The sequence below is a fragment of the Mycobacterium sp. 360MFTsu5.1 genome, assembly GCF_000383495.1.
In the GTDB taxonomy this organism is placed as follows: domain Bacteria; phylum Actinomycetota; class Actinomycetes; order Mycobacteriales; family Mycobacteriaceae; genus Mycobacterium; species Mycobacterium mucogenicum_B.
Window position 1 is genome coordinate 112,585 of the sequence record NZ_KB911472.1, and the last position, 22,969, is coordinate 135,553.

The 22,969-nt window shown below is 69.0% G+C and carries 21 protein-coding genes and 1 riboswitch; of the genes, 14 read left to right on the forward strand and 7 right to left on the reverse strand.

What is annotated here, in order from left to right:
- Positions 1 to 10: 10 nt before the first annotated feature.
- A complete protein-coding gene (gene pgfA, locus H289_RS0124330; RefSeq protein ID WP_029105686.1) occupies positions 11 to 1,207 on the reverse strand; it encodes a cell envelope lipid trafficking protein PgfA in 1,197 nt (398 codons plus the stop codon).
- A gap of 219 nt (positions 1,208 to 1,426) precedes the next feature.
- On the opposite strand from pgfA, the gene H289_RS0124335 reads away from it, so the two are divergent.
- Together H289_RS0124335 and H289_RS0124340 are read left to right on the forward strand one after the other, a co-directional pair.
- Positions 1,427 to 2,536, forward strand: a complete 1,110-nt coding sequence (locus H289_RS0124335; protein ID WP_081633541.1) for an acyltransferase family protein — start codon at positions 1,427 to 1,429, stop codon at positions 2,534 to 2,536.
- Between the two features lie 76 nt (positions 2,537 to 2,612).
- The gene (locus H289_RS0124340; protein WP_020103455.1) at positions 2,613 to 2,954 is read left to right on the forward strand and encodes a type II toxin-antitoxin system HicB family antitoxin; all 342 of its coding nucleotides are present in this window, start codon (positions 2,613 to 2,615) and stop codon (positions 2,952 to 2,954) included.
- 200 nt (positions 2,955 to 3,154) lie between these two features.
- On the opposite strand, the gene H289_RS0124345 is transcribed toward H289_RS0124340, so the two are convergent.
- Positions 3,155 to 7,396, reverse strand: a complete 4,242-nt coding sequence (locus tag H289_RS0124345) for an alpha-(1->3)-arabinofuranosyltransferase (protein ID WP_081633529.1) — start codon at positions 7,394 to 7,396, stop codon at positions 3,155 to 3,157.
- Positions 7,347 to 7,520, reverse strand: coding sequence for a DUF2613 domain-containing protein (locus H289_RS32625; RefSeq protein WP_020103457.1), 174 nt, complete (start codon positions 7,518 to 7,520; stop codon positions 7,347 to 7,349). The genes H289_RS0124345 and H289_RS32625 overlap by 50 nt, the downstream gene beginning before the upstream one ends.
- Positions 7,521 to 7,638: 118 nt before the next feature.
- On the opposite strand from H289_RS32625, the gene H289_RS0124355 reads away from it, so the two are divergent.
- The 6 genes from H289_RS0124355 to H289_RS0124380 all read left to right on the forward strand — a co-directional run bounded on the left by H289_RS0124355 (position 7,639) and on the right by H289_RS0124380 (position 13,411).
- Entirely contained in the window at positions 7,639 to 8,826 is a 1,188-nt protein-coding gene (locus tag H289_RS0124355; protein ID WP_020103458.1) for a glycoside hydrolase family 3 N-terminal domain-containing protein, read from the forward strand.
- Positions 8,827 to 8,912: 86 nt separating this feature from the next.
- Complete coding sequence (locus tag H289_RS0124360) at positions 8,913 to 9,512, forward strand: TetR/AcrR family transcriptional regulator (RefSeq protein ID WP_020103459.1); 600 nt, start codon at positions 8,913 to 8,915, stop codon at positions 9,510 to 9,512.
- A 239-nt stretch (positions 9,513 to 9,751) separates the two neighbouring features.
- A riboswitch (cobalamin riboswitch) is annotated at positions 9,752 to 9,937 on the forward strand.
- 67 nt (positions 9,938 to 10,004) lie between these two features.
- A complete protein-coding gene (locus H289_RS0124365; RefSeq protein ID WP_029105687.1) occupies positions 10,005 to 11,012 on the forward strand; it encodes an ABC transporter substrate-binding protein in 1,008 nt (335 codons plus the stop codon).
- A 20-nt stretch (positions 11,013 to 11,032) separates the two neighbouring features.
- Entirely contained in the window at positions 11,033 to 12,022 is a 990-nt protein-coding gene (locus H289_RS0124370) for a FecCD family ABC transporter permease (protein ID WP_051128588.1), read from the forward strand.
- On the forward strand, positions 12,019 to 12,837 hold the full coding sequence (locus tag H289_RS31250; RefSeq protein ID WP_020103462.1) for an ABC transporter ATP-binding protein: 819 nt from the start codon (positions 12,019 to 12,021) through the stop codon (positions 12,835 to 12,837). Before H289_RS0124370 ends, H289_RS31250 begins: the two co-directional genes overlap by 4 nt.
- Positions 12,838 to 12,847: 10 nt before the next feature.
- Complete coding sequence (locus tag H289_RS0124380) at positions 12,848 to 13,411, forward strand: CHAP domain-containing protein (RefSeq protein WP_020103463.1); 564 nt, start codon at positions 12,848 to 12,850, stop codon at positions 13,409 to 13,411.
- A 147-nt stretch (positions 13,412 to 13,558) separates the two neighbouring features.
- On the opposite strand, the gene H289_RS0124385 is transcribed toward H289_RS0124380, so the two are convergent.
- Positions 13,559 to 14,401, reverse strand: coding sequence for a MaoC/PaaZ C-terminal domain-containing protein (locus tag H289_RS0124385; protein WP_020103464.1), 843 nt, complete (start codon positions 14,399 to 14,401; stop codon positions 13,559 to 13,561).
- A gap of 1 nt (position 14,402) precedes the next feature.
- Positions 14,403 to 15,752 carry a 3-oxoacyl-ACP reductase gene (locus H289_RS0124390; protein WP_020103465.1) on the reverse strand — a complete coding sequence of 450 codons (1,350 nt, stop codon included), beginning with the start codon at positions 15,750 to 15,752 and terminating at the stop codon, positions 14,403 to 14,405.
- 145 nt (positions 15,753 to 15,897) lie between these two features.
- Between H289_RS0124390 and H289_RS0124395 the strand changes: the two genes are divergently transcribed.
- The 3 genes from H289_RS0124395 to H289_RS0124405 all read left to right on the forward strand — a co-directional run bounded on the left by H289_RS0124395 (position 15,898) and on the right by H289_RS0124405 (position 18,824).
- Positions 15,898 to 17,199: an acetyl-CoA C-acetyltransferase gene (locus tag H289_RS0124395; RefSeq protein ID WP_020103466.1), complete on the forward strand. Its 1,302-nt coding sequence runs from the start codon at positions 15,898 to 15,900 to the stop codon at positions 17,197 to 17,199.
- A 267-nt stretch (positions 17,200 to 17,466) separates the two neighbouring features.
- Positions 17,467 to 18,339: an SDR family oxidoreductase gene (locus H289_RS0124400; RefSeq protein WP_020103467.1), complete on the forward strand. Its 873-nt coding sequence runs from the start codon at positions 17,467 to 17,469 to the stop codon at positions 18,337 to 18,339.
- An 8-nt stretch (positions 18,340 to 18,347) separates the two neighbouring features.
- On the forward strand, positions 18,348 to 18,824 hold the full coding sequence (locus H289_RS0124405) for a MerR family transcriptional regulator (RefSeq protein ID WP_020103468.1): 477 nt from the start codon (positions 18,348 to 18,350) through the stop codon (positions 18,822 to 18,824).
- A 15-nt stretch (positions 18,825 to 18,839) separates the two neighbouring features.
- Here the strand turns inward: H289_RS0124405 and H289_RS0124410 are convergent, their stop codons facing one another.
- Both H289_RS0124410 and H289_RS0124415 read right to left on the reverse strand, forming a co-directional pair.
- Positions 18,840 to 19,163, reverse strand: coding sequence for a DUF488 domain-containing protein (locus H289_RS0124410; RefSeq protein ID WP_020103469.1), 324 nt, complete (start codon positions 19,161 to 19,163; stop codon positions 18,840 to 18,842).
- Positions 19,160 to 20,275: a TDT family transporter gene (locus H289_RS0124415; protein WP_020103470.1), complete on the reverse strand. Its 1,116-nt coding sequence runs from the start codon at positions 20,273 to 20,275 to the stop codon at positions 19,160 to 19,162. Before H289_RS0124415 ends, H289_RS0124410 begins: the two co-directional genes overlap by 4 nt.
- Here H289_RS0124415 and H289_RS0124420 point away from each other — a divergent pair.
- From H289_RS0124420 to H289_RS33800, 3 genes are all read left to right on the forward strand, one after another.
- The gene (locus H289_RS0124420; protein WP_020103471.1) at positions 20,274 to 21,239 is read left to right on the forward strand and encodes a TIGR03564 family F420-dependent LLM class oxidoreductase; all 966 of its coding nucleotides are present in this window, start codon (positions 20,274 to 20,276) and stop codon (positions 21,237 to 21,239) included. The genes H289_RS0124415 and H289_RS0124420 overlap by 2 nt on opposite strands.
- Positions 21,240 to 21,300: 61 nt before the next feature.
- Positions 21,301 to 22,014 (forward strand): VIT1/CCC1 transporter family protein, encoded by a 714-nt coding sequence (locus H289_RS0124425; RefSeq protein WP_020103472.1) that lies wholly within the window; start codon positions 21,301 to 21,303, stop codon positions 22,012 to 22,014.
- Positions 22,015 to 22,365: 351 nt separating this feature from the next.
- Entirely contained in the window at positions 22,366 to 22,722 is a 357-nt protein-coding gene (locus H289_RS33800; protein WP_225433808.1) for a hypothetical protein, read from the forward strand.
- The last annotated feature ends 247 nt before the right edge of the window (positions 22,723 to 22,969 follow it).

The following is a 22,969-nucleotide window of genomic DNA, read 5'->3' on the forward strand; positions in this document are numbered from 1 at the left end:
CGAAAAGCGATCAGATCCGGTCCGGTGGCAGATCGGTCGGCCGCTGCGTGGGCAGCTTCTCGGTCATGGCCTCGGCCGCGGGCATCGGCCCGGAGTCGGTGTCGCGCCTGCCGAAGAAGCCGTGCCCGGCGGCGTCGAGGCCCGGATCGATCAGTGCGGCCTGCGACCGCAGGCTGTACCCGGCGAGCAGCACGCCACCGACCAGGAACACCAGACCCAGGCCACCGAAGGTGATGGGCAGGATGCGGTCCCACAGGGCGAGCTTGTCGCGCTCGTCGTGGGCGGCGGCGACCTGCGACTCGACCGTCTGCTCGTTGGAGGTGACGGTGTAGTCGGCGAACGTCACCTCGGGCTTGAGGGCGTCACGCGAGTAGTAGTGGAAGCCGCGGTCCTTCTCCTTGACGATGGTGCCCGAGACCGGGTCCACCCAGAAGGTGCGCGCCGCGGCGTAGTAGCGCTGCATGGTGATCGGGTCGGTCGGCTCGGCCGACGGCACGCCCCACAGCTCGGCGCGCGCGGTCACGGAACCGTCCTCGTCCTTGTCGTACAGCGACGAGTACTTGATCGGCTCGACCAGCTTGCCGTCGGCGTCGAAGCCGACGTTCTGCGTGAACTTGTAGACCGACAGCCCGTTGACGTCTTCTTCGCCCTCGTAGTTGGCGTCGTACGCCTTCTGCGCGATCGGGTCGAACACCTGGTAGGTCTTCTTCTCCGTGCTGAACGGGAAGCGGTAGCTCAGTCCGGTGTGCGGCAGCGCGACGTTGGTCGGCGGGTTGGGGTCTTCGATGGTGCGCGGCTTCTGCACCGAGCCGGCCGCACCCGTCACCGCGGCGGCGGTGGTGCGGTTGAGCGTCACGGTGTCGACGAGTGCCAGCAGCAGACCGTTGTCCTGCTGCTTGTCGGTGCGGCGCACGGTGCTGCCGACCTGCAGCGTCACCACGTCGGCGTTCGCCGGGTTCTCGACGCTCACCTGCCGCTGCAGCACCAGCGGAACGTTCTTGTTGACGACGAACTTCTCGCCCAGCAGCGACGCGGGGTCCAGCGCGGTCCCGGTGCCGTTGCTCACCAGCGTGGTGTCGATGTCGAGCGGAATCTTGGAGATTTTGCCCGACGTATAAGTAGTCAACAGCAGGGCAGCGATCAGCAGGGCGGCGCCGAGCCCCATCAAGACGCATGCCGCGATTCGCAACCCCACAGCGCGGTTCAACCCGTGCTCCTTACTTTGTCTGCTCAAGCCACACAGCAACCCGACTGACCCTAACAGCCCGCCCTAAGGCTGACCCTCAGAGTCGGGTGCGGGCCGCAGTGAGATTCGCCGCCGACACCGGGCACCCGGCACACTGGGGTCGTGGGCGACCAGGGACACGACACCGCGGACAGTGCTGAGGTGAGCGGCACCCGCAGTTTCCTGCCCGCTGTCGAGGGCATGCGGGCCTGTGCCGCCATGGGCGTCGTCCTCACACACGTGGCGTTCCAGACGGCCAACAGCAGCGGCTGGTACGGCCGGTTGTTCACCCGCTTCGACCTGGCGGTCGCCGTGTTCTTCGCGTTGTCGGGCTTCCTGCTGTGGCGCGGGCACGCCGCCGCCGCGCGGGGTCTGCGGCACCGGCCGCCGACGGGCCATTACCTGCGCTCGCGCATCGTCCGCATCATGCCGGGCTATCTGGTGGCCGTCGTGGTGATCCTGGCGCTGCTGCCCGAGGCGCACGCCGACCTGACGGTGTGGCTCGCCAACCTCACGCTCACCCAGGTCTATGTGCCCCTGACGCTGACCGCGGGGCTGACGCAGATGTGGAGCCTGGCCGTCGAGGTCAGCTTCTATCTGGTCCTGCCGCTGCTGGCACTGTTGGCCCGCCGGCTGCCGGTGGACTGGCGCGTGCCCGCGATCGCGGCGCTGGCGGTGGCGAGCTTCGCGTGGCCCGCGCTGCCGTGGCATCTGCCGTTCGGCGTCAACCAGATGAACTGGCTGCCGGCGCTGTTCTCGTGGTTCGCCGCCGGCATGCTGCTGGCCGAGCTGACGGTCATGCCCGTCGGCCGCATGCATCAGCTGGCCCGGCGCCGCTGGGTGATGGCGGCCATCGCCGGGGCGGCGTTCGTCATCGCGGCGACGCCGCTGGCCGGCAACATCGGACTCGCGCCGGGCGCCGTGAGCCAGGTCGTGGTCAAGACGGCGATGGGCGCCGTGGTCGCCGGGGCGCTGCTGGCGCCGCTGGTGCTGGACGCCCCCGGAACGCCGCACCGGATCCTCGGCAGCACCACGATGGTGACGTTGGGCCGCTGGTCCTACGGCCTGTTCATCTGGCATCTCGCGGCGCTGGCCATGGTGTTCCCGGTGATCGGCGAGTTCCCGTTCAACGGCCACATGCCGATCGTGCTGATCCTGACCTGGGTTTTCGGGTTCGCGATCGCGGCCGTGAGCTATGGCCTGATCGAGTCGCCCTGCCGCGAGCTGTTGCGCCGCTGGGAATCCCGGCACGCCCCGTCACCGCGGGACAGCGCGATCACGGACCTTCCGGAGCCTGCTGCGGTCGGTTAGCCGCTGCTACGCGCCGCCGCTGCGGCCACGGTCCCACGGATCGGGCCGTGTCGGTCGGGTGCGCCATGCTCGCGCCATGACGCAATACACCTACCGGGCCGAGTGGTCGCCGGAGCGTGGCCGCTATCTGGCCGGATGCCTGGAGTTCCCGCGGCTCTGGGCGACGGGCATGACCGCCGCGACCGCGATTGCCGCAATGGAACAGACGGTGGCCGACGAGGTCCGCGATCTGCTGGCGAGTGAAATGTCGCCGCCCGAATCCATCACGGACCGCAAGTACAGCGGCAAGTTCCTGTTGCGGATGCCGACGGCCATGCACGCCAAGCTCAGTGTCGAAGCGGCTGAGCAGGGCGTCTCACTGAATCAATGGGTGGTCCAGAAGCTGGCTGCCCGGCCACCGTCATTCGACGATTTCTAGCAGTGTGCGGCCGGGGGTTCGGTGTGCCGGCGTGTCGAGTTCTCAGTTGGCCCAACCGATTCCGGAACTCGGTATCGCCCGCGATACCACCTGCCAATCTGTCCTGGTCAGGCCGCGCCTGATACTGCCGGCGATACCGAGTTCCAGATGCGTGTGGCGACCGACAGATCGGTGCGTGTGATGCAGGTGTGACTCGTGAATCACTCGTCGAGCTGGCGCGTCCATCTGGCCGGTGCCTCCCACAGCGACGCCGCGAGCGCGGCCACCGAGATGAGCGCCAGGAACTGAACCCACGGTGAGTGCCCGACGTAGCCGTCCACCGACCGCCACGGGTACGCGCTGAGCACTGCACCCGCGCCGATCAGGCCGCTCGCCGAGGCGATGACGGTCCAGCCGTCCAGCCACCGCACCCGCGATCGCAACAGGTACCGGATGCCGATGGCCACCGCGATGGTCGCCAGACCCGCGAATCCCGCCACCAGGAAACCGAATCCGAAGAGGGCCGCGCCGACGAGCACGGGATGCGGCTGCCAGGTCCGGGTCGGCTCATCGTCGACACGGCGCCGCATCGGTAGCAGCGCCAACAGCGCCAGGATCGGGAGCAGCGCCAGCCCGCCGAACAGGCTGATCCGGTACGGGGTGTTCAGCGGGAACGTCAGCGTGACGATGCCCGCGGTACCGGCGGGCAGCACCCAGCCCTGCTGCCAGCCGTTGATGGTCACCGGCGTGAGGAGGGCACCGTTGGCGGTCTGGGCTGTCCAGCCGGGGTTGACGCTCTCGGGTACGACGAGCACCCGCTGCACCGGGGACGGTGTCACCTGCACCTCGCGGTGGTCGGACGTCCATTTCTTCAGCTGCGCGGGAGTCGTTGGGGCACTGTGGATATGGGCGGCGAGCGGGCCGGTTAGCCGAGCGCCGACGACGGTGAAGAACGGGCCGGGGCTGATCATCAGCTCCTGCTTTCCGGCGGGCAGTTGCAGCGGCGCGGATTGGCACGGTTGGGCTGCGATGGGCTTGCTGTCCAGCAGCGCGCCGACCGTGGTGTGTACCGAGGTCTGCAGGAACTGGCCGGCGATCGCGATGATCGGCCCGCGGCCGCACGGCAGCGTGATGGCGCGGCGCCGGTTGGTTTCGGCGTCGGCGGGGGCGATGGGCACGCCGTGGTCGTCGAGGGCGACGACCTCCGCCAAGCCAGGGGGCTTCACCTGGTCGAATCCCAGTGACGTGCGGTCGATCAGGTCGTGCCAGCCGAGGATCGACAGCTTGATGGTGTCGGTCTTCGCGGGGTTGAGCTTGATGGTCTGCGGCCCGTCGCCGATCCGTCGGACCTGCGGTCCGTTGCCCAGGTCGACGGCGACGACGGTCGGATGCGCCGGCAGCTCGGAGGTACTGGGGGTCAGTCGCAGGGCGCTGACGGTCGTCGGCGCGGGCAGGTGCACGGTCAGGTTGGCGCCGTTGCGGAACTGGACGATGCCCTGCGGGGCCACCCAGGCGGTGCGCGGGTCGCCGTCGGTCGCGGCGTAGGCCGATCCCGCGACGTCGATGACATCCGAGTCGCCCGACGCGCGGGTGGTGCCGGGCTGGCTCACGAGGTCGGCCAGGTGCGGCCCTTGCCGCGCCTGCACCCAGATCGTGGGGACGACGGACGTCGGTGCCGGCACGGTCAGCAGGCGGCTCATGTTGACGGGCTCTTCGGGTGACTGGGCCATGGTGGCGGCACAGCGGACCCCGTTCGGGCCCTCGGCGCAGCCCGGCCGGCCGAGCTGGTCGTTGCCCAGATCCCATTGCGCGACAGCCGATCCCGCCGGCGGCCCGGGTACGTCGACGGTGTGCCGCAGGCTCACGGCGTGGGCGAAGCCGGAGGCGTCGTACTGCGTCACCGAGAAGTCGGTGATGCCGAACTGCACGCCGGGGGAGCCGTCGTCGGTGCCGGTCGCGGTGAACCGGACCCAGGATGTCTCGCCGTAGGGCAGGGCCGCGGTCAGCGGCTTGCCGGGCTGGTCGAAGCGAATTGTGCTGGTGCCGTTGGCTGTTGCCACTTCGATGCGGCGCACCTGGGCGCCGACTGCGGTCGCGCTCGGCGTCAGGGTGATGGTCGCGTTGGTCACCGGATGGTCGAAGTCAACCTGAAGCCATTGCCCCACAGCGGTTTGCAGTGAGCTGGACACCCAGCTGGTCGAGGTGTCGCCGTCGATCGCGGCGGCCGGCCCGGCCGCAGTCGCCACGTTGGGCAGCGCGGTCGAATCGGACGACGAGCTCGACGTGGTGATCCGTCCGCCCGGCCACTGGCCGTAAGCGGTCGTGGCGCCCGGACTCGGGTAGTCCATGACGCGGTTGAAGGTGCGTCGTGGGTCGTCGGGCGCCCGCACCGCCGACGAGTGGTCGTCGACGCGGCCGTAGTCGGTTTCGCGGGCCAGCGGGGTGTCGGTGACGGTCACCTCGGGCGCCGGGAGTCCGGCGCGCTGCGCGTCCTGCGTCAAGATCATGGGGCCCAACGGGTTTCGTCCCATCAGGCGACGGCGCTCATCGATGCGCAGCAGGGATTCGGGCCCGCCGTCGATGCGGGGCATGGTGTCGGTGTCGGCCAGGTAGGGCTGCGTTGTCGCGGCGCCCTTGACCCGGTATATCTCGACGGCGGGGTAACGCGGCCGCAGACCACTGTCTGAGACGAAGCCGTCCAGCGTGCCGGGGCCGACCGGGTCTCCGAACTGGGCGACTTTCGTGAGGCCGGGGGAGCCCTCGATGGCCCGGTGCACCAGCAGCGGCCGAGCCGACCGCGAGTTGTCGGGGTCCAGGTCGTTGCGCACCACGACGAACGAAATGCCTTGGCGGGCCAGGGTATCGGCCAACCCGGCGGACGGCCTGCCGGTGGCGAACAGGCGTTGCACCGAGTCCAGGGCGCGGATGGTTTCGGGCGGTGTCAGCGGAATCGAGTCGCGCACCCCCCACGCGCCGCGTTCCAGGACCTGCAGTGGCTCGTCGTGCGTGTTGCCCCAGACCTGGTTGGCAAAAGGCGCGCCCGGCGCGACGAGCACGCGGCCCGGCGTCTCGGCGTTGTGCGCGTCGAGCCAGTCCGCCGTCTGGTGCCAGTACTGCGGGATGGCGCGGTAGGCACCCGGTGCGGCGAGCCGGCCCGTCCACGCCAGCGACGTCCCGGCGACCAGTGCCGTCAGCAGCACCACGGCCACGGCCATGCGCTTGTCCCGCTCGAGGTGCGCGAACGCGTTGATCCACTCACGGCGCGGTGCGGTGCCCGGCAGCGGAATGCGGCCGAGCACGTGGGCCAGGCCCAGCGCCAGCGGCAGCCGCAGCACGGGCTCGAGTTTGTGGACGTTGCGCAGCGGGGTGCCGGCGGCGTCCAGGAAGGTCTGCACGTGGTGCGCGATCGGCGAGCCCAGGCCGCCCGAGTAGGCGACCGCGAGCAGCAGCAGACCGAACAGCAGCATCGAGATGAGGCGTCCCCGGGCCGGCATGCTGCGCATCGCCAGGCCGGCCATGCCGCCGGCGGCCACGAGCGTCGTGGCCAGTACCGCGACCGATCCGGTCACCAACGACGAACCGGCCGTCGCATTCGTCGCGACGAATGCCGTCCAGCCGTAGGTGCCACGCAGCACCTCGGTCAGCGACAGCCACTGCGTCGTGACGCCCGACGATTCGATGAAGTCCAGAAACGGTGGGCTGATCCGGCCGAGCAGCAGCAGCGCCACGGCCCACCACAGGATCGCGAGCAATGTGCAGCCGAACCACCACGCCGTGAAGCGCCACCAGCGGCGGTTGGGCCGGTGCGCGGCCCACCAGATGAGCGCGGCCAGGCAGCCCGTCAGGGTGGCGACGGCGTTCACCGCGCCCATCAGCGCCACAGCGACGGCCGAGCGGGCCGCCAGCTGCCGAATCCGGGGGTCGCCGCGCAGCGCCAGGATCACCGGCAGCAGCACCCACGGCGCCAGCATCATCGGCAGCGTCTCGGACGAGATGGCGCCCAGCGTGGTCAGCGCCCGCGGGGACAGGGCGAACGCGATGGCCGCGAGGACGCGCGAGGACCGGCTGCCGATGCCGAGCGCTTCCGCTACGCGCACCAGGCCCCAGAAGCCGACGACCAGCAGCAATGCCCACCACAGCCGCTGCGTCACCCAGCCGGGCAGGCCGATGATGTCACCGGCGAGGAAGAACGTCCCGTGCGGGAACAGGTAGCCGTAGGCCTGGTTCTGTGACTGGCCGAAGGGGAGGTCGCTGCTCCACAGGTTTGCTGCCCGCGCCAGGAAGCGCGCGGGGTTGGCGGTGAGATCGAGTTTGGTGTCGGGCGAGACCCGGCCCGGTGACTGGGCGAACGTCAGGACCAGTGCGGCCGCGCTGACGACCCATAGGCAGCGCCGCGAGAGGGGCGCTACGGGATCAGCTGCGGTTGCCGTATTCGACCCGGTTGAGCACCGATGACGCTGGATCGCCCGATTGCAGCGTCGGCTTGGTGTCCTGCTCCAGCATCAGCGTGGTGCCGAAGACCGCTGCAGCGCCGAGCAACAGACCGACCACGATGCTGGCTCCGGCGGGCACGAGGAAGCGGTCCATGGGCCCCAAACTAGCATGGCGACCTGCCCGCTTCTGTGTTCGCCGGCCTGCGCGCAGGTCATCGCGGGGCCAACGTGCCCCGGCTGCGCGACTCGTCACACGGCTAGGCTCGGACCCCATGTCCTTGACCCGAACCCTCGGCGCGCTGGCACTGGTGTCCGGATTGATCGCCGGTTGCTCGTCGTCCTCCGACAAGCCTGCCGCGTCCAGCACACCCAGCCAGCCCAAGAGCACGGCGTCGTCGAGCAAGCCGATGGACGCGCCCGCACCGACCGCCCCGCCATGCGATCCGCACGCGCTGCTGAGCACGCTCACGCTGCGGCAGAAGCTGGCCCAGCTGCTCATGGTGGGCGTCAAGGACGCCGCCGACGCCCGCGCCGCGGTGACGGAACAGCAGGTCGGCGGCATCTTCATCGGTAGCTGGACGGACCTGTCGATGCTGTCGGACGGTTCGATCCCGGCGCTGCAGGCCGCATCCGGCGCGCTGCCGCTGGCGGTCAGCATCGACGAGGAGGGCGGCCGGGTGTCCCGGCTGAAGAAGCTGATCGGTCCGCAGGAGTCGGCGCGCGTGCTCGCGGCGACCAAGACCCCGGCCGAGGTTCAGGCCATCGCCAAGGACCGCGGGCAGCAGATGAAGGACAAGTTCGGCATCACCGTCGACTTCGCGCCCGACGCCGACGTCACAGAAGAGCCCGACGACGAGGTCATCGGCGACCGTTCCTTCGGCTCGGACCCGCAGAAGGTGACCGAGTACGCCGGTGCGTACGCCGCGGGCCTGCGCGAGGCGGGGCTCGTCCCAGTGCTCAAGCACTTCCCGGGACACGGGCACGGCTCGGGCGACTCGCACACCGGTGGCGTCAAGACGCCGCCGCTGGAGGCGCTGAAGGACAACGACCTGGTGCCGTACCGGACGTTGACGACGCAGGAGCCCGTCGCCGTCATGGTCGGCCACCTGCAGGTGCCGGGCCTGACGCTCGGCGACGACCCGGCCAGCCTGAGCAAGCCGGCCTACGACCTGCTGCGCAGCGGCCAGTACGGCGGCCCGCCGTTCGACGGTGTCGTGTTCACCGACGACCTGACCGGCATGGCCGCCATCACCCAGCACTTCGGCGTGGCCGACGCGGCGCTCAAGGCACTGCAGGCCGGCGCGGACGTCGCGCTGTGGATCACCACCGACGGGATCCCGGACGTGCTGGACAAGCTGGAGGCGGCCGCGAAGTCCGGGCAACTGGACCAGGCGCAGATCGACAAGTCGGTGCTGCGCGTCGCGGGCATGAAGGGGCCGGGCGCGAAATGCGTGAAGTGAGCCGCTCCTTGCCCGGCCCGATTTGCCGCACTCCTCAACGCGGCTCGTTCCTCACCGCTTGATCGTCGTCCGGCTACCCTGTTCCGATGGCAGGTGGAACCAAGCGGCTGCCGCGGGCCGTCCGCGAACAGCAGATGCTCGACGCCGCCGTGCAGATGTTCTCGGTGAACGGCTATCACGAGACCTCGATGGACGCGATCGCCGCGCAGGCCGAGATCTCCAAGCCGATGCTGTACCTCTACTACGGCTCGAAGGAAGAGCTGTTCGCGGCGTGCCTGGATCGGGAGCTGACGCGGTTCGTCGACACCGTCCGGGCGGACATCAACTTCGCCCAGAGCCCGCGCGACCTGCTGCGTAACGCGGTGCTGTCGTTCATGACGTACATCGACCGCAACCGGGCGTCGTGGATCGTGCTCTACACGCAGGCCACCAGCTCGCAGGCGTTCGCCCATACCGTGCGCGAGGGTCGCGAGAAGATCATCGACCTGGTGGCGCGGCTGCTCAGCGCGGGTACCCGAAACCCGGAGCCGGACAGCGACTTCGAGATGATGGCCGTGGCCCTCGTGGGTGCGGGTGAGGCCATCGCGTCCCGCGTCAGCGCCGGCGACACCGACGTCAACGACGCCACCGAGCTGATGATCAACCTCTTCTGGCGCGGCCTGAAGGGCAAGCGCGCCGAGTCGTAGGTTTCTCGCGCTCCCGCGGCGCCGCGACAGATCGCCCTCCCAGCGATTCTGGCGATCTGGTCGCACATTCGCGGGCCGTCAGCCCGTCCCGGGCTCTCCCCCTCGGCACCTTTCGCCCGGAGCCGTCAACTTTCCCTGACGCGTCAAGGAAAGTTGACCACTCCAAATCGCATGTGCCACAGGAGAGGACGACACGCCGCCGGCAGCGACACGCCGGCGCGGCCCCGACGCGGCGCTGGTATGGTCCGATTCGAGCCAGTCGAACCCAACGTGGTTGGGTCAGGGAATCCGGTGCGAAACCGGAACTGACGCGCAGCGGTAAGGGGGACAGGCGGAGCAACGGCCACTGGCCCCACGTGGGCTGGGAAGGCGCTCCGGCCTGGATGATCCCGAGTCCGAAGACCTGCTGGCTCGGGCTCTCGCGGCCTGGCGGCGCGAGTGCCCGCCACGCATGGACTCCGCGAACTGAGTCCCGGATCGGAAGGCGCCGCCGTGTCTCGTCGCACCATTGTCCTTGTCGCACTGGTTGTTTCGCTCGTCTGCTCATGTGGCGGCCCGCGGGCGACCGGAACTGTCAATGCCGGATCCGCCGGTTATCCCGTCACGCTGGAGAACTGCGGCCGGACGGTGACGGTGAAGGCGCCGCCGCAGCGCGCGGTTTCGATCAATCAGCCGGCCTCCGAGCTGCTCCTGGCGCTCGGGCTCGCCGACCGGATGGTCGGCACCGCGTCCTGGAGCGACGACGTCCGGCCCGACCTCGCCGCCGACAACGCCAAAGTGCCTGTGCTGAGCCGGGATTTCCCGTCGTTCGAGCGGGTGCTGAAAGAGAAACCCGACTTCGTGTACGCGACGTTCGACTGGTCGTTCACCGATCAGGGTGTCGCCCCGCGGGATCGGTTCGAGCGCCTCGGAGTGCCGACGTATCAGTCGTCCAGCGAATGCGGCGGCCAGGACGCGGCGCAACAACGCCCGCTGACGCTCGACGACATGTACGCCGAAATCGGTGATATTACGAAGGTTTTCGGTGTCGCGGAGCGTGGCGACAAGCTGGTGTCGACACTGCAGGCGCGTATGGCGACCGCGACCGCCGGACTCAAGGCCGACGACGTCTCCCTGATGTGGTGGTACGCCGGTACCAGAACGCCGTACATCGCCGGCTGCTGCGGAGCGCCGGGCATCATCACCACGGCGGTGGGGGCGCGCAATGCGTTCGCCGACAACCGGCAGCTGTGGCCCGAGATTTCGTGGGAGGCCATCCTGCAGCGTGACCCCGACGTGCTGGTCCTCGCCGATCTCACCCGCGGCAAGGACGGTGACAGCGTCGCCGACAAGATCAAGTTCCTCGAAACCGACCCGGCGGCAAGCAAGTTGAAGGCCGTGCGGGAGAAGAGGTGGATCATCTTGCCGGCCAGCGCCATGGACCCGTCGCTGCGCAACGTCGACGCCGTCGAGACCGTCGCGTCCGGACTGCGCTCGTTCGGGCTGGGCGGGAAGTCCTGACGGCGGTGCGCACGGTCGCGATGACGCTGGTCGGTCTGGTGGTCCTGGCGCTGTCGATCGCGGCGGCCATGATCATCGGACCGGCCGACCTCGGCTTCGGTGACGTGTATGCCGTCGTCGCACAACATCTTTGGGGCCGCACGGCGAATGTCGCGCCGATCGACGACGGCATCGTCTGGGAACTACGGCTGCCGCGCGCGTTGTTGGCCGCGATCTGTGGCGCGGGCCTGGGCATCTGCGGGGCGATCCTGCAGTCGCTGATGCGCAACCCGCTGGCCGACCCGTTCATGCTGGGCATCTCGTCCGGCGCGTCGACGGGAGCGGTGCTGGTCGTCGTTGCGGGCATCGGTGGTGCGCTGACGCTGTCGGGCGGTGCGTTCGTCGGTGCCGTGATCGCGTTCGTTCTGGTACTGGCCCTCGCGGCGGTGTCCGGCGGTGGACAGGACCGGGTACTGCTCGCCGGAGTCGCTGGTACCCAGCTCTTTTCGGCGGCAACGGCGTTGGTGGTGTTCTCGTCGGCCGACGCGCAACAGACCCGCGGGGTGCTGTTCTGGTTGCTCGGCTCGCTGGCCGGGGCCGCCTGGTCTCAGGTGGCGCTGTGCGGTCTTGTGTGCGCGGCCTGCCTGGCCATCTGCTGGTTGCACTCAGATGCCTTGGACGCATTCGCTTTCGGTCGCGATGCGGCCGCCGCGTTGGGTGTCTCGGTGCGGCGCGTCCGCGCCGTCTTGTTGGCGACGACGGCGCTCCTGACGGCCGTGCTGGTGAGTGCCGCGGGCGCAATCGGTTTCGTCGGATTGGTGTTGCCGCACGCCGCGCGAATGATCGTCGGGCCGTCGCACCGACGGCTGCTGCCGGTCACCGCGATCACCGGAGCCATCTTCCTGGTCTGGGTCGACGCCGCGGCCCGCACGGTGTTCGCGCCGCAGGAGTTGCCGGTCGGCGTGGTGACCGCGCTCGTCGGCGTACCGATCTTCATGTGGATTCTCGCTCGACGCAGGCGGATTCGATGACGGGCGCGTTCGCCGCCGAATCCGTCTGCTGGTCGGCCGGCGGGCGACTCGTCATCGACGGGGTGTCGCTCGCCGTGGCGGACGGCGAGACGCTGGGGCTGCTCGGGCCCAACGGCGCCGGCAAGTCGTCGCTGCTGCGGCTGCTCGCCGGATTGCGGCATCCCGAGGCCGGCGCCGTGCTGCTCGACGGACGACCGCTCGCCGATCTTCGTCGTCGTGCGGTGGCGCAACGCGTCGCGGTGGTCGAGCAGCAGGTCAGCACGGAGCTGGACCTCACTGTCGAGCAGATCGTGCGCCTGGGCCGAATTCCGCACCGCGGCATCTGGTCTGGCGACAGCGCGGCCGACCACCGTGCCGTCGAGCGTGCCCTGGAACAGACCGAGACGACGGCCATGCGCGACCGGGATTGGCGCACGTTGTCCGGCGGCGAGCAGCAGCGGGTACAGATCGCCCGCGCCCTCGCGCAGGAGCCTCGCGAACTGCTGCTCGATGAACCCACCAACCACCTCGACATCCGGCACCAGTTCGAGCTGCTGGCACTCATCCGTGCACTGCCCGTGACAGCGGTGGTGACGTTGCACGACCTGACTCTGGCGGCGTTGTTCTGCGACCGGCTCGTCGTGCTCGACAAGGGGCGGGTTGTCGCGGCCGGGACGCCCGCCGAAGTCCTCACTGCCGAACTGATTTCGGCGGTCTACGGCGTCGCGGCGCGGGTCACGGTCGACGGCACCGGCCGCCCGTCGATCCAGCTCCTCCCGCCGTCTGTCCACCAGGGCCCGAAATTGCCGACGGGTGGCACCACGTCGGTCACCTAATCTGGAAGATATGCACAAACGGGCGGGCCGCATCCTGTTGGTCGTGGCTGCCCTGGTGTTGACCGGTGTCGTCGCCCTGGCCGGGTATCGCGGCTACCGCGAGCACGCCGCCCGGCCGGACTTCCCAGTCGTGGACACCTCGAAGCTGAGCCCCGGTCGCGCGGCCGTCGTGCATGTCCTGGCTCAGGAGTACGCGGCGCAAGCAGACATGGCCAAGTACTCCGAAGGCAACGACGAGCCGTGGTGCGCGGACTTCACCAGCTGGGTTATGCGGGAATCCGGAAAACCCTTCACCAATCCCAACTCTGGGCACTGGCGCATCCCGGGTGTCATGACACTCACCGACTATCTGCATGCCGAGGGGCGCTGGGAGCCGACGGACTACTCGCCACTGCCCGGCGACATGGTGCTCTACGACAAGCCGAGCCCGAAGGGCCAGCACGTCAACATCGTGCTCGTCAATGACAACGGCACGCTCACCACGGTCGGTGGCGGTGAGGGCACCAATGTGGGCTTGTCGACGTTCAAGATCGCCGACGACCCCGGCATCCGCGGGTTCGGCCGGTACGAATGAGGGAGGCTGGCGCGCGCTCGGCCGCTGCCTACCAACATCTCTCGCCCGGAGCCGTCAACTTTCCCTGACAGTCAAGGAAAGCTGACGGCGCCAAATCGCAAGTGCCACAGGAGAGCCGACACGCCCGGGCGAGAGACGCGCGGCGGGCTACAGCTCGGTGACCGTCGCCGTCAGGTGCGGGTAACCCTTCGACAGGTTGCGCAGGGCCAGCTCCCAGCCGCCCTCGATGGGTTCGACGTACAGCCCCACCTTGGCGGGCAGCAGCACCGGCTTGCCGAACTTGACCGAATACTTAACCGCATCCGGCAACTGGCCCTCGATGTTGGCCAGAACCGCTGCGGCGCTGAACATTCCGTGCGCGATGGCCGTCGGGAAGCCGAACAGCTTGGCGCCGATCGAGCTGGTGTGGATCGGGTTGTGGTCGCCACCGACGTCGGCGTAGTGCCGAATCTGACCCGGTGTGATGCTGATGACCGCGTTGGGTGGCGGCAGCTTCGGCTGCTTCACCGGCTCCGGCTTCGGCTCACCCGACAGGCTGGTCCGCTGCTGGTGCAGGAACGTGGTGACCTGATTCCACACCAGGTCGTTTCCGACCTTGACGTCCGTGATGATGTCGACCAGCAGGCCCTTGCGGTGCTCGCGCAGGTTCTCCGCGCGCACCGCGATGTCCAGTTCGTCGGTCACCTTGATGGGCCGGTATTGCGTGATGTGGTTCTCGATGTGCACCGAACCCATTGCGGCGAACGGGAAATCGAATCCGGTGACCAACGACATCATGGTCGGGAACGTCAGCGCGAACGGGTAGGTCAGCGGCACGGTGTCGCCGAACCGCAGCCCGGTCACCGCGGCGTATTCGGCGACGTTCTTCGGGTCGATGTTCAGGCCCGACACCGTGACGGTGCGGGCCGGCAAGGTGGAACCCCGCGACACGAACGGCAGCGCACCCGCCACCGCCCGTGCCATGTTCACAAGACCGTTGGGCTGCGACATGTCAGGCTCCCAACAGTGCCTGGCCGCAGACCCGAATCGTGTTGCCGGTGACGGCATTCGACGCGGGGCTGGCGAAGTAGGCGATCAGCTCGGCGACGTCGACCGGCAGGCCGCCCTGGAACAGCGAGTTGAGGCGACGCCCCACCTCGCGGGTTGCCAGCGGAATGGCGTCGGTCATCTTGGTCTCGATGAAGCCCGGCGCGACGGCGTTGATGGTGACGCCCTTCTCGCCGAACACCTCTGCGTACGCGTCGGTCATGCCGATCATGCCGGCCTTGGTGGCGGCGTAGTTGGTCTGGCCGCGGTTACCGGCGATGCCGGCCATCGACGACAGGCCCACGATGCGACCACCCTCGCCGATGGTGCCGTTCTCGACCAGGCCCTGCGCAAGACGTTGCGGCGCAAGCAGGTTCACGGCGATCACCGAGTCCCAGCGCGCGTCATCCATGTTGGCGAGCAGCTTGTCGCGGGTGATGCCGGCGTTGTTGACGAGCACGTCGGCCTTGCCGCCGTGGTGCTCGGTCAGGTGGGCGACGATCTGGGCGACGGCGTCGTCGGCCGTCACGTCGAGGGCCAACGCGGTGCCACCGACAGCAGCGGCGGTCTCGGTGAGTGCGTCGGCGGCCTGCGGGACATCGATGGCGACGACGGACGCGCCGTCCCGCGCGAACACGCGGGCGATCTCGGCGCCGATGCCGCGGGCGGCGCCGGTCACGAGCGCGACCTTGCCGGCCAGCGGCTTGTCCCAGTCGGCCGGGGCCACGGAGTCGGCGGCACCGACATAGAACACCTGGCCGTCGACGTACGCCGACTTGCCCGACAGCAGGAAGCGGATGGTCGACTCGATGCCCGACGCGGCGGGCGACGCCGCAGACGACAGGTAGACGAGCCCGATGGTGGCGCCGCGCTGCAGTTCCTTGCCGAGCGAGCGCGTGAAGCCTTCGAGGGCACGCTGGGCTATGCGCTCGTCGATGCTGTCGGTCTCGTCGGGCGTGGTGCCGACGACGACGACGCGGCTGTTGGGGGCGAGGTTGCGCAGCACGGGCGTGAAGAACTGGTGGAGCTGCTTGAGCTGCTCGGGCTTGGTGATGCCGGTGGCGTCGAACAGCAGGCCGCCGAACGAGTCGGCCCAGCGGCCGCCGACGTTGTTGCCCACGAGGTCGTAGTCATCGGCGAGGGCCGCACGCAGCGGCTCGGCGACGCGGCCTTCGCCGCCGATCAGGAGGGGGCCGGCCAGCGCGGGCTCGCCGGCCTTGTAGCGGCGCAGCGGCTGGGGCTGGGGTACGCCGAGCTGCTTGGCCAGGAACGAACCGGGACCGGAGGTGAGGACTTGGGAGAGGACGTCAGCCATTGCGGACCTTTCTGCGGACGTGTGTCGTATAGACGGAACCGTCTTGTCAGAGACGAACTTACTCCAGAGTAAGAACGGTGGGTAATATAGGCGTCAAGCAACATCTTGCCTCAGTCCTCGAACGTCAACGAACTGGAGAAAAACCGTGGCCGAGACCAACAGCCGCCGCCGCGTGGCAGTCCTGGGTGGTAACCGCATTCCCTTCGCGCGATCCGACGGCGCGTACGCAAACGCCTCCAACCAGGACATGTTCACCGCGGCTCTGGACGGTCTGATCGACCGCTTCAACCTCAAGGGCGAGAAGCTCGACATGGTGATCGGCGGTGCCGTCCTCAAGCACAGCCGTGATTTCAATCTCATGCGCGAATGTGTGCTCGGCACCTCGCTGTCGCCCTACACGCCGGCCTTCGACCTGCAGCAGGCGTGTGGCACGGGCCTGCAGTCGGCCATCGCGGCAGCTGACGGCATCGCTGCCGGCCGCTACCAGGTGGCTGCTGCCGGTGGTGTGGACACCGCATCGGACGCGCCCATCGCCCTCGGCAACGACCTGCGCCGCGTGCTGCTGAGCCTGCGCCGCGCCAAGTCGAACGTCGACCGCCTGAAGCTCGTCGGCAAGCTGCCGGCCGCCGTCGGCGTCGAGATTCCGGTCAACAGCGAGGCCCGCACCGGGCTGTCGATGGGCGAGCACGCCGCCCAGACCGCCAAGGAGATGGGCGTCAAGCGCACCGACCAGGACGCCCTGGCCGCCGCCAGCCACCAGAACATGGCCGCCGCCTACGACCGCGGCTTCTTCGATGACCTGGTCAGCCCCTTCCTGGGCCTGTACCGCGACAACAACCTGCGGGCCGACTCGTCGACCGAGAAGCTGGCCAAGCTCAAGCCCGTCTTCGGTGTGAAGCTGGGCGACGCCACCATGACCGCCGGCAACTCGACCCCGCTGACCGATGGTGCGTCGGTGGCGCTGCTGTCGACCGACGAGTGGGCGGCCGAGCACAACATCCCGGTGCTGGCCTACTTCGTCGACTCCGAGACCGCCGCGGTCGACTACGTCAACGGCACCGACGGCCTGCTCATGGCGCCGACCTACGCCGTGCCGCGCCTGCTGGCCCGCAACGGCCTGACGCTGCAGGACTTCGACTTCTACGAGATCCACGAGGCCTTCGCCTCCGTGGTGCTGGCGACGCTGGCGGCCTGGGAGTCGCCCGAGTACTGCAAGGGTCGCCTCGGCCTGGACGCGCCCCTCGGCTCGATCGACCGGTCCAAGCTCAACGTCAACGGCTCGTCGCTGGCGGCCGGGCACCCGTTCGCCGCGACCGGCGGCCGCATCGTGGCCCAGCTGGCCAAGCAGCTCGCCGAGAAGAAGAAGGAGACCGGCAAGCCGGTGCGCGGCCTGATCTCCATCTGCGCCGCAGGCGGCCAGGGCGTCACGGCCATCCTGGAGGCCTGAGCCTCGAACGTGCCGGAAATGGCCGCTGGACCAGCGGTTTTTCGGCCATTTCCACCAATTTCGCCGGCGCTGTAACGCCTCGTGAAGCCCCAGCGATACCCCTAGTGCCTCGTGTTTCCGTCTGACCCCCGACCTGACGGAGGCACGGGGCACTCTCGTGTTTCGTGGGGATTTGTGCACGATTTTCCGCGCCGCCCGCGGAAAATCGTGCACAAATCCCTCAGCAGGCTTGCGTTCGAGCGCGCTCAAACTCCTAGCGTCAGCGCCATGACAACATCGACGCCATCACAGACCTGGCTCATCACCGGAGCCTCGAAGGGACTCGGACGCGCACTGGCCGAGGCGGTGCTTGCCGCGGGCGATCAGGTCGTCGCCGCAGTCCGCAATCCCGACAGCGTGGCGGACCTGAGCACCGCCTACGGTGACCGCTTCACCACCGTCGCATTCGACGCCCGCGACGCGAGCGCGGCCGCCCGGCCCATCGAGGCGGCCGTCGACCGTTACGGTCGCCTCGACGTTTTGGTGAACAACGCGGGGCGGGCCATCGTCGGCGCCGCCGAGGAAGTCACCGACGCGCAGCTGCGCGACTTGATGGACCTGCATCTGTTCGGTCCCGCCGCCCTGGTGCGCGCGGCGTTGCCCGTCATGCGGGCACAGGGCAGCGGGACGATCGTGCAGATGAGCAGCCAAGGCGGCCGGATGTCGTTCCCCGGCGTCTCGACATACTCGGCGTCGAAGTTTGCGCTGGAGGGCTGGTCCGAGGCCCTGGCCGGCGAGGTCGCGCCGTTCGGCATCCGGGTGATGCTGGTCGAGCCGAGCCGGTTCCGCACCGCCTTCAACGCGGCTGAGGTGCTCGATTTCACCGACAGCTCGTCGACCTACCGGGACGTCCTGGCCGCGGTGCGCGCCGACATGGCCGGCGCGGACGGGAAGCAGGAAGGCGACCCGGTCGCGGCCGCACAGATCATCGTCTCCCTGGTCCGCTCCGAGGAGGTGCCGCTGCGGCTGCCGCTCGGTGCCGAGGCCGTCGAGCGGCTCACGACCACCTACCAACGCGGCCTGGACGACGTCGCCCGGTGGACGGAGCTGGCCCGCAGCGCCGACTTCGCGGACAGCGCCGTCTCATCGCGGCCGATCTAGGATCGAGTATGTCCTCCACCGACGACCTGATGAGCAGGGCGCTTGCCGCACTCGGCGAGGTGGACGGCCCGATGTCGATCGAGGTCATCCACCGGCTCGCCGACACCGACGGGCTCGACGAGCCGATGACCATTGCCGAAGTTGCCGACCTGCTCGACGTCTCCGCACACACGCTGCGCTATTACGAACGTGCTGGGCTGGTCGAGGTCGACCGCGACAGCAGCGGCCACCGCAGGTACCAACCCGAGGCGGTACGCCGACTCGTCTTCCTGACCCGGATGCGGTTGTCGGGCATGGCCATTCGCGATCTGCAGCACTACATCGCACTCGTGGACAGCGGCGAGCAGACGGTTCCCGAACGCCTCGACATGCTGATCGAGCATCGCGACACCATCCGCCGCCAGATCCGCGAACTCACGCTCTCCCTGGCCGCCACCGAGTACAAGATCGCGACCTACGGTGGCACCACCGGCGACACCTCCTGACCGCGGACGGGAGGTCTAGAGCAGCGCGGCCAGGACCGCGACGTGGCTGATCGCGACGTCCTTGGCCGAGGTGGTCAGGGTCACCGGACCCATCGATCGCAGCTTGGCCAGCTCCGCCGAGTCCGCCAGCTCCGCCCGGTAGTCCGCGGCGAACTTGTCGAACTCGCCGGGGTGCGCGTGGTACCACTTGCGCAGTTCGTTCGACGGCGCGACGTGCGGCATCCACGTGCCGACCCGCGGGTCTTCCTTGGGAATCCCCCGTGGCCACAGTCGGTCGACGGTCACCCGGGGCGGCTGGGCGGGATCAACCGGGTCGTACACCCGTGCGGTGTCGGTCATTTCGGGTCCTTGTGGATGGCTGCCGGAGCAGGCGGCGGCGTGAACAGGCTGCCTCCGACACTGCCACGCAGCGTCCGCACCGCGACCAGTGCCCAGGTGCACAGCAGGAAGACATAGGCCACGACGGCGGCGACGCGGAACGCGGGCAGTCCGGTGTGCGCGGCGAGCTGCGACGTGCCGGTGACGAACGTGCCGACGGGGAACGTCAGGCTCCACCACGTCAGCGCAAAGGGCATGCCGCGGCGCATGGTCCGCACCGTCAGGGCGCTCGCCAAGCTGATCCACAGCACCGCGAAGCCCCACACGGGGACGCCGAACAGCACCGCGAAGATGTTCATCCCCGACGCCAGCTCCGGGCTGATGGCCGAGGCCGCCGCCGTCCCCAGCAGCCCCGCGGCGGTGATGCCCTGTCCCAGCGGACCCAGCACGATCCACAGCGTCGGGACGCGCGCCGACCCCGAGGTGCCGTAGTGCGCCAGCCGGCTCCAGATCATCGTGATGATGATCAGCGCGGCGATCAGCGACAGCCCGAACATCGCGAAGCAGCCGTAGAACATCGTGGTGCGGGCCGTGCCCGGTGGCAGGTGCGGCAGCAGCAGCGCGCCCGAGGCCGCCGACACCATCGGCGGCACGACGGGCATCAGCCAGCCACCGAACGCAGCGTCCGGACCGACCTCCAGCTGCGTGAACATGAGGAACGGGATCGTCATCGCGGTGAACAGACCGCCGATGGTGCCCGCGGTCCAGAGGATCCAGTCGAGGTCGACAGCGAAGCGCGTGCCGATCAGGTCCTTGCCGATCAGCAGAGCGCCGAGGCCGACGGTCATCAGCGCCATCGGTGCGGCGCCGTAGAAGTGCGTCATCTGCGGGTTGCGCACCTGGCTGCGCGCCACCGTGGGGTGGCGCACCCACTGCACCGACACCGCGACGATCAGCAGCACCAGCAGGGCGGTGGCGATCACCCACACGCCTTCGGCGAAGCCCCGGAGCCCTGGCAGATGGACGGGCAGCGACGCGGCCGCCGTGGCGACGATGCCCGTGCCCATGACCGACGCGAACCAGTTGGGTCCGAAATATTGCAGCCGGGCAGTCTCTGGTCCGTCGGTCGTCATGGTTCGATACAAACAGGTGACCCAAACCGGCCTCAAGGAGCATCCCGTGCAGATCAGCATTTTCGGTTCGTTGAGTGGTCTCAAATCGCCCGTCGACGACACCGTCGCGTACCTCGCCCAGCTGCGTGACGAGGGATTTCGTCGGGCCTGGTTCGCTCAGATGCCTTATGAGCCAGACCTTCTCACCGTGCTGACGGTCGGCCTGCGGGAGGTCGACGGCATCGAGGTCGGCACCGGCGTGCTGCCCATCCAGAATCAGCTTCCGATGCTGCTGGCGCAGCGGGCGCTGACCATCAGCCAGATGGCGGGTGGCCGCCTGCTGCTCGGGCTCGGCATGACGCACCAGGCCGTCACGGAGGGCATGTGGGGCATCCCGTGGGACAAGCCGGTGCGCCGGCTCAACGAATACCTGGACGGTCTGCTGCCGCTGCTGAACGGTGAGAAGGCCGACGCCACCGGTGAGACGGTCACCACGCGCGGCGCGCTGATCATCCCCGGCGCGCCGACGCCGCCCGTGTACATCGCCGCGCTCGGACCGAAGCTGCTGCAGATCGCGGGCCGACGTTCGTCGGGCACCGTCACGTGGATGACCGGGCCGAAAACCCTTGCGGGCCATGTCGGTCCGACATTGCGCCAAGCCGCTGCCGACGCCGGCCGCGCCGATGCGGTACGGGTTGTCGCGGCCATTCCGGTTGCCGTGACCGACGACGTCGACGGCGCCCGTAAGCAGGCCGCCGAGCAGTTCGCGATCTACGGTCACCTGCCGTCGTACCGGGCCATGCTCGACCGCGAGGGCTACGCCGGTCCGGAGGACATCGCGATCATCGGCGACGAGCAGACGGTGCGCGACCGGCTGGCCGAACTCGAAGCCGCCGGGGTCGACGAGTACGTCGGCGTGACGTTCGACCCGTCGGCCGAAGGCCGCGCCCGCACCCGCGCAGTGCTCAAAAAACTGGAATCCTGAGCAGGTTTGGCAAGGCTTCATTGGCTGGCGGATCGCCGCGCGCCCGCATAGCGTTGCAGGAATGGCGATCTCGTCCCATGATGCCGAGCCCCACGCGGGTTCGGTTGCGTCGAAGCTGAACTGGTTGCGCGCCGGCGTGCTCGGTGCCAATGACGGCATCGTGTCGACTGCCGGCATCGTCGTCGGTGTCGCGGCCGCGACGGCCGAGCGCGGACCGATCTTCACCGCCGGTATGGCCGGTTTGGTGGCCGGCGCGATATCGATGGCGTTGGGCGAGTACGTGTCGGTGAGCTCGCAGCGCGACACCGAACGGGCACTGCTGGCCAAAGAACGTCGTGAACTCAAGGAGGACCCGGCCGCCGAACTCGAGGAACTGGCCGGCCTGCTCGAAGGGCGTGGTCTGTCGGTGTCGACGGCCCGCGCCGCGGCGGAGGAACTGACCGACCACAACGCGTTCGCGGCGCACGCGGTCGTCGAGTTGGGCATCACCCCAGGCGAATTGGCCAACCCGTGGGCGGCCGCGTTCTCGTCGGCGGTGTCGTTCACCATCGGCGCGTTGCTGCCGTTGGTGGCGATCCTGCTGCCGCCGACGACGCTCCGCGTCCCGGTCACCATGTTCGCGGTGCTGCTGGCGTTGGCGATCACGGGCGTGGTGTCGGCCCGACTCGGCGGTGCGCCGGTCGGCAAGGCCGTGGCACGCAACGTCATCGGTGGTGCCCTCGCGCTGGGCGCAACCTATCTGGTCGGCCATCTCGTCGGCGGCGTGGTGGCCTGAGCCCGGCTGGCCCGCGCCGCCTGAGCCGGCCGCCCCGCCCGCGCCGCCTGAGCCGGCTGCCCCGCGCCGCCTGAGCCGGCTGCCCCGCCCGCCGGTCGGTCTGCCCGCCGCCTGAGTTCGGCCGACCCGCACCGCCTGCGACCGGCCGCCCTTGCTTGCGTCGTCGGCGCGTCGGCCCGCGGCGTGTCAGCTCTCCTGCGGCACATGTGATTTGGGGCGGTCAACTTTCCTTGACGGTCAAGGAAAGCTGACCGGCCCAGATCGAACATGCCCCGGAGGACAGGTCCTAGTCCACAGAAGTTGTCGGTGCCCGGTCGCATACTTCCCCAATATCTCTGGGGAGGGACAAGCATGGGTGGACCGAGTGATGACCCGTACATGCGTGAGCTGGGTCGTCGTGCGCTGGTGAATCTCCTGGGCGAGGAGGGTGCCTACCGTGCCCTCAATGGCCTGGATGACGACTTGCCCGACGATGACGTGTTCGAGGAGCGCGAACCCGAACCCGATCCGGTGTTGGCGGATTTCTACAGTGGAAACAGCTTGCGCGCGTTAGCCGAAGCGCGCGACGGGTTGGAGGCCGCGAAGGAGCGCTACGACCAGGCCGTCTTTCAAGCTCGAGCTGCTGGGTGGACGTGGCCCGAGATAGCGAGGGTTCTCGGCGTTTCCAAGCAGGCGCTGCACAGCCGGTTCCGTGCCCGGGCCGGATGAACGGGGGCTGGGCCCGGTCGAACTGCCTCTCTACACAACTCTCACAGGGACCGGTCAACTTGCCTTGACCGTCAAGGCAAGTTGACCGCTCCAGATCGCATGTGCCAAGGGAGAGAGGCGTCCGCCGGGCGACCCGCTCCGCTGACACCCGGGCGACCCGCCCCGCTGAAACCCGGGCGACCCGATCCGCTGAAACCCGGGCGACCCGCTCCACGGAACCCGGGCGAGCGCGATGGGCGCCATCCCC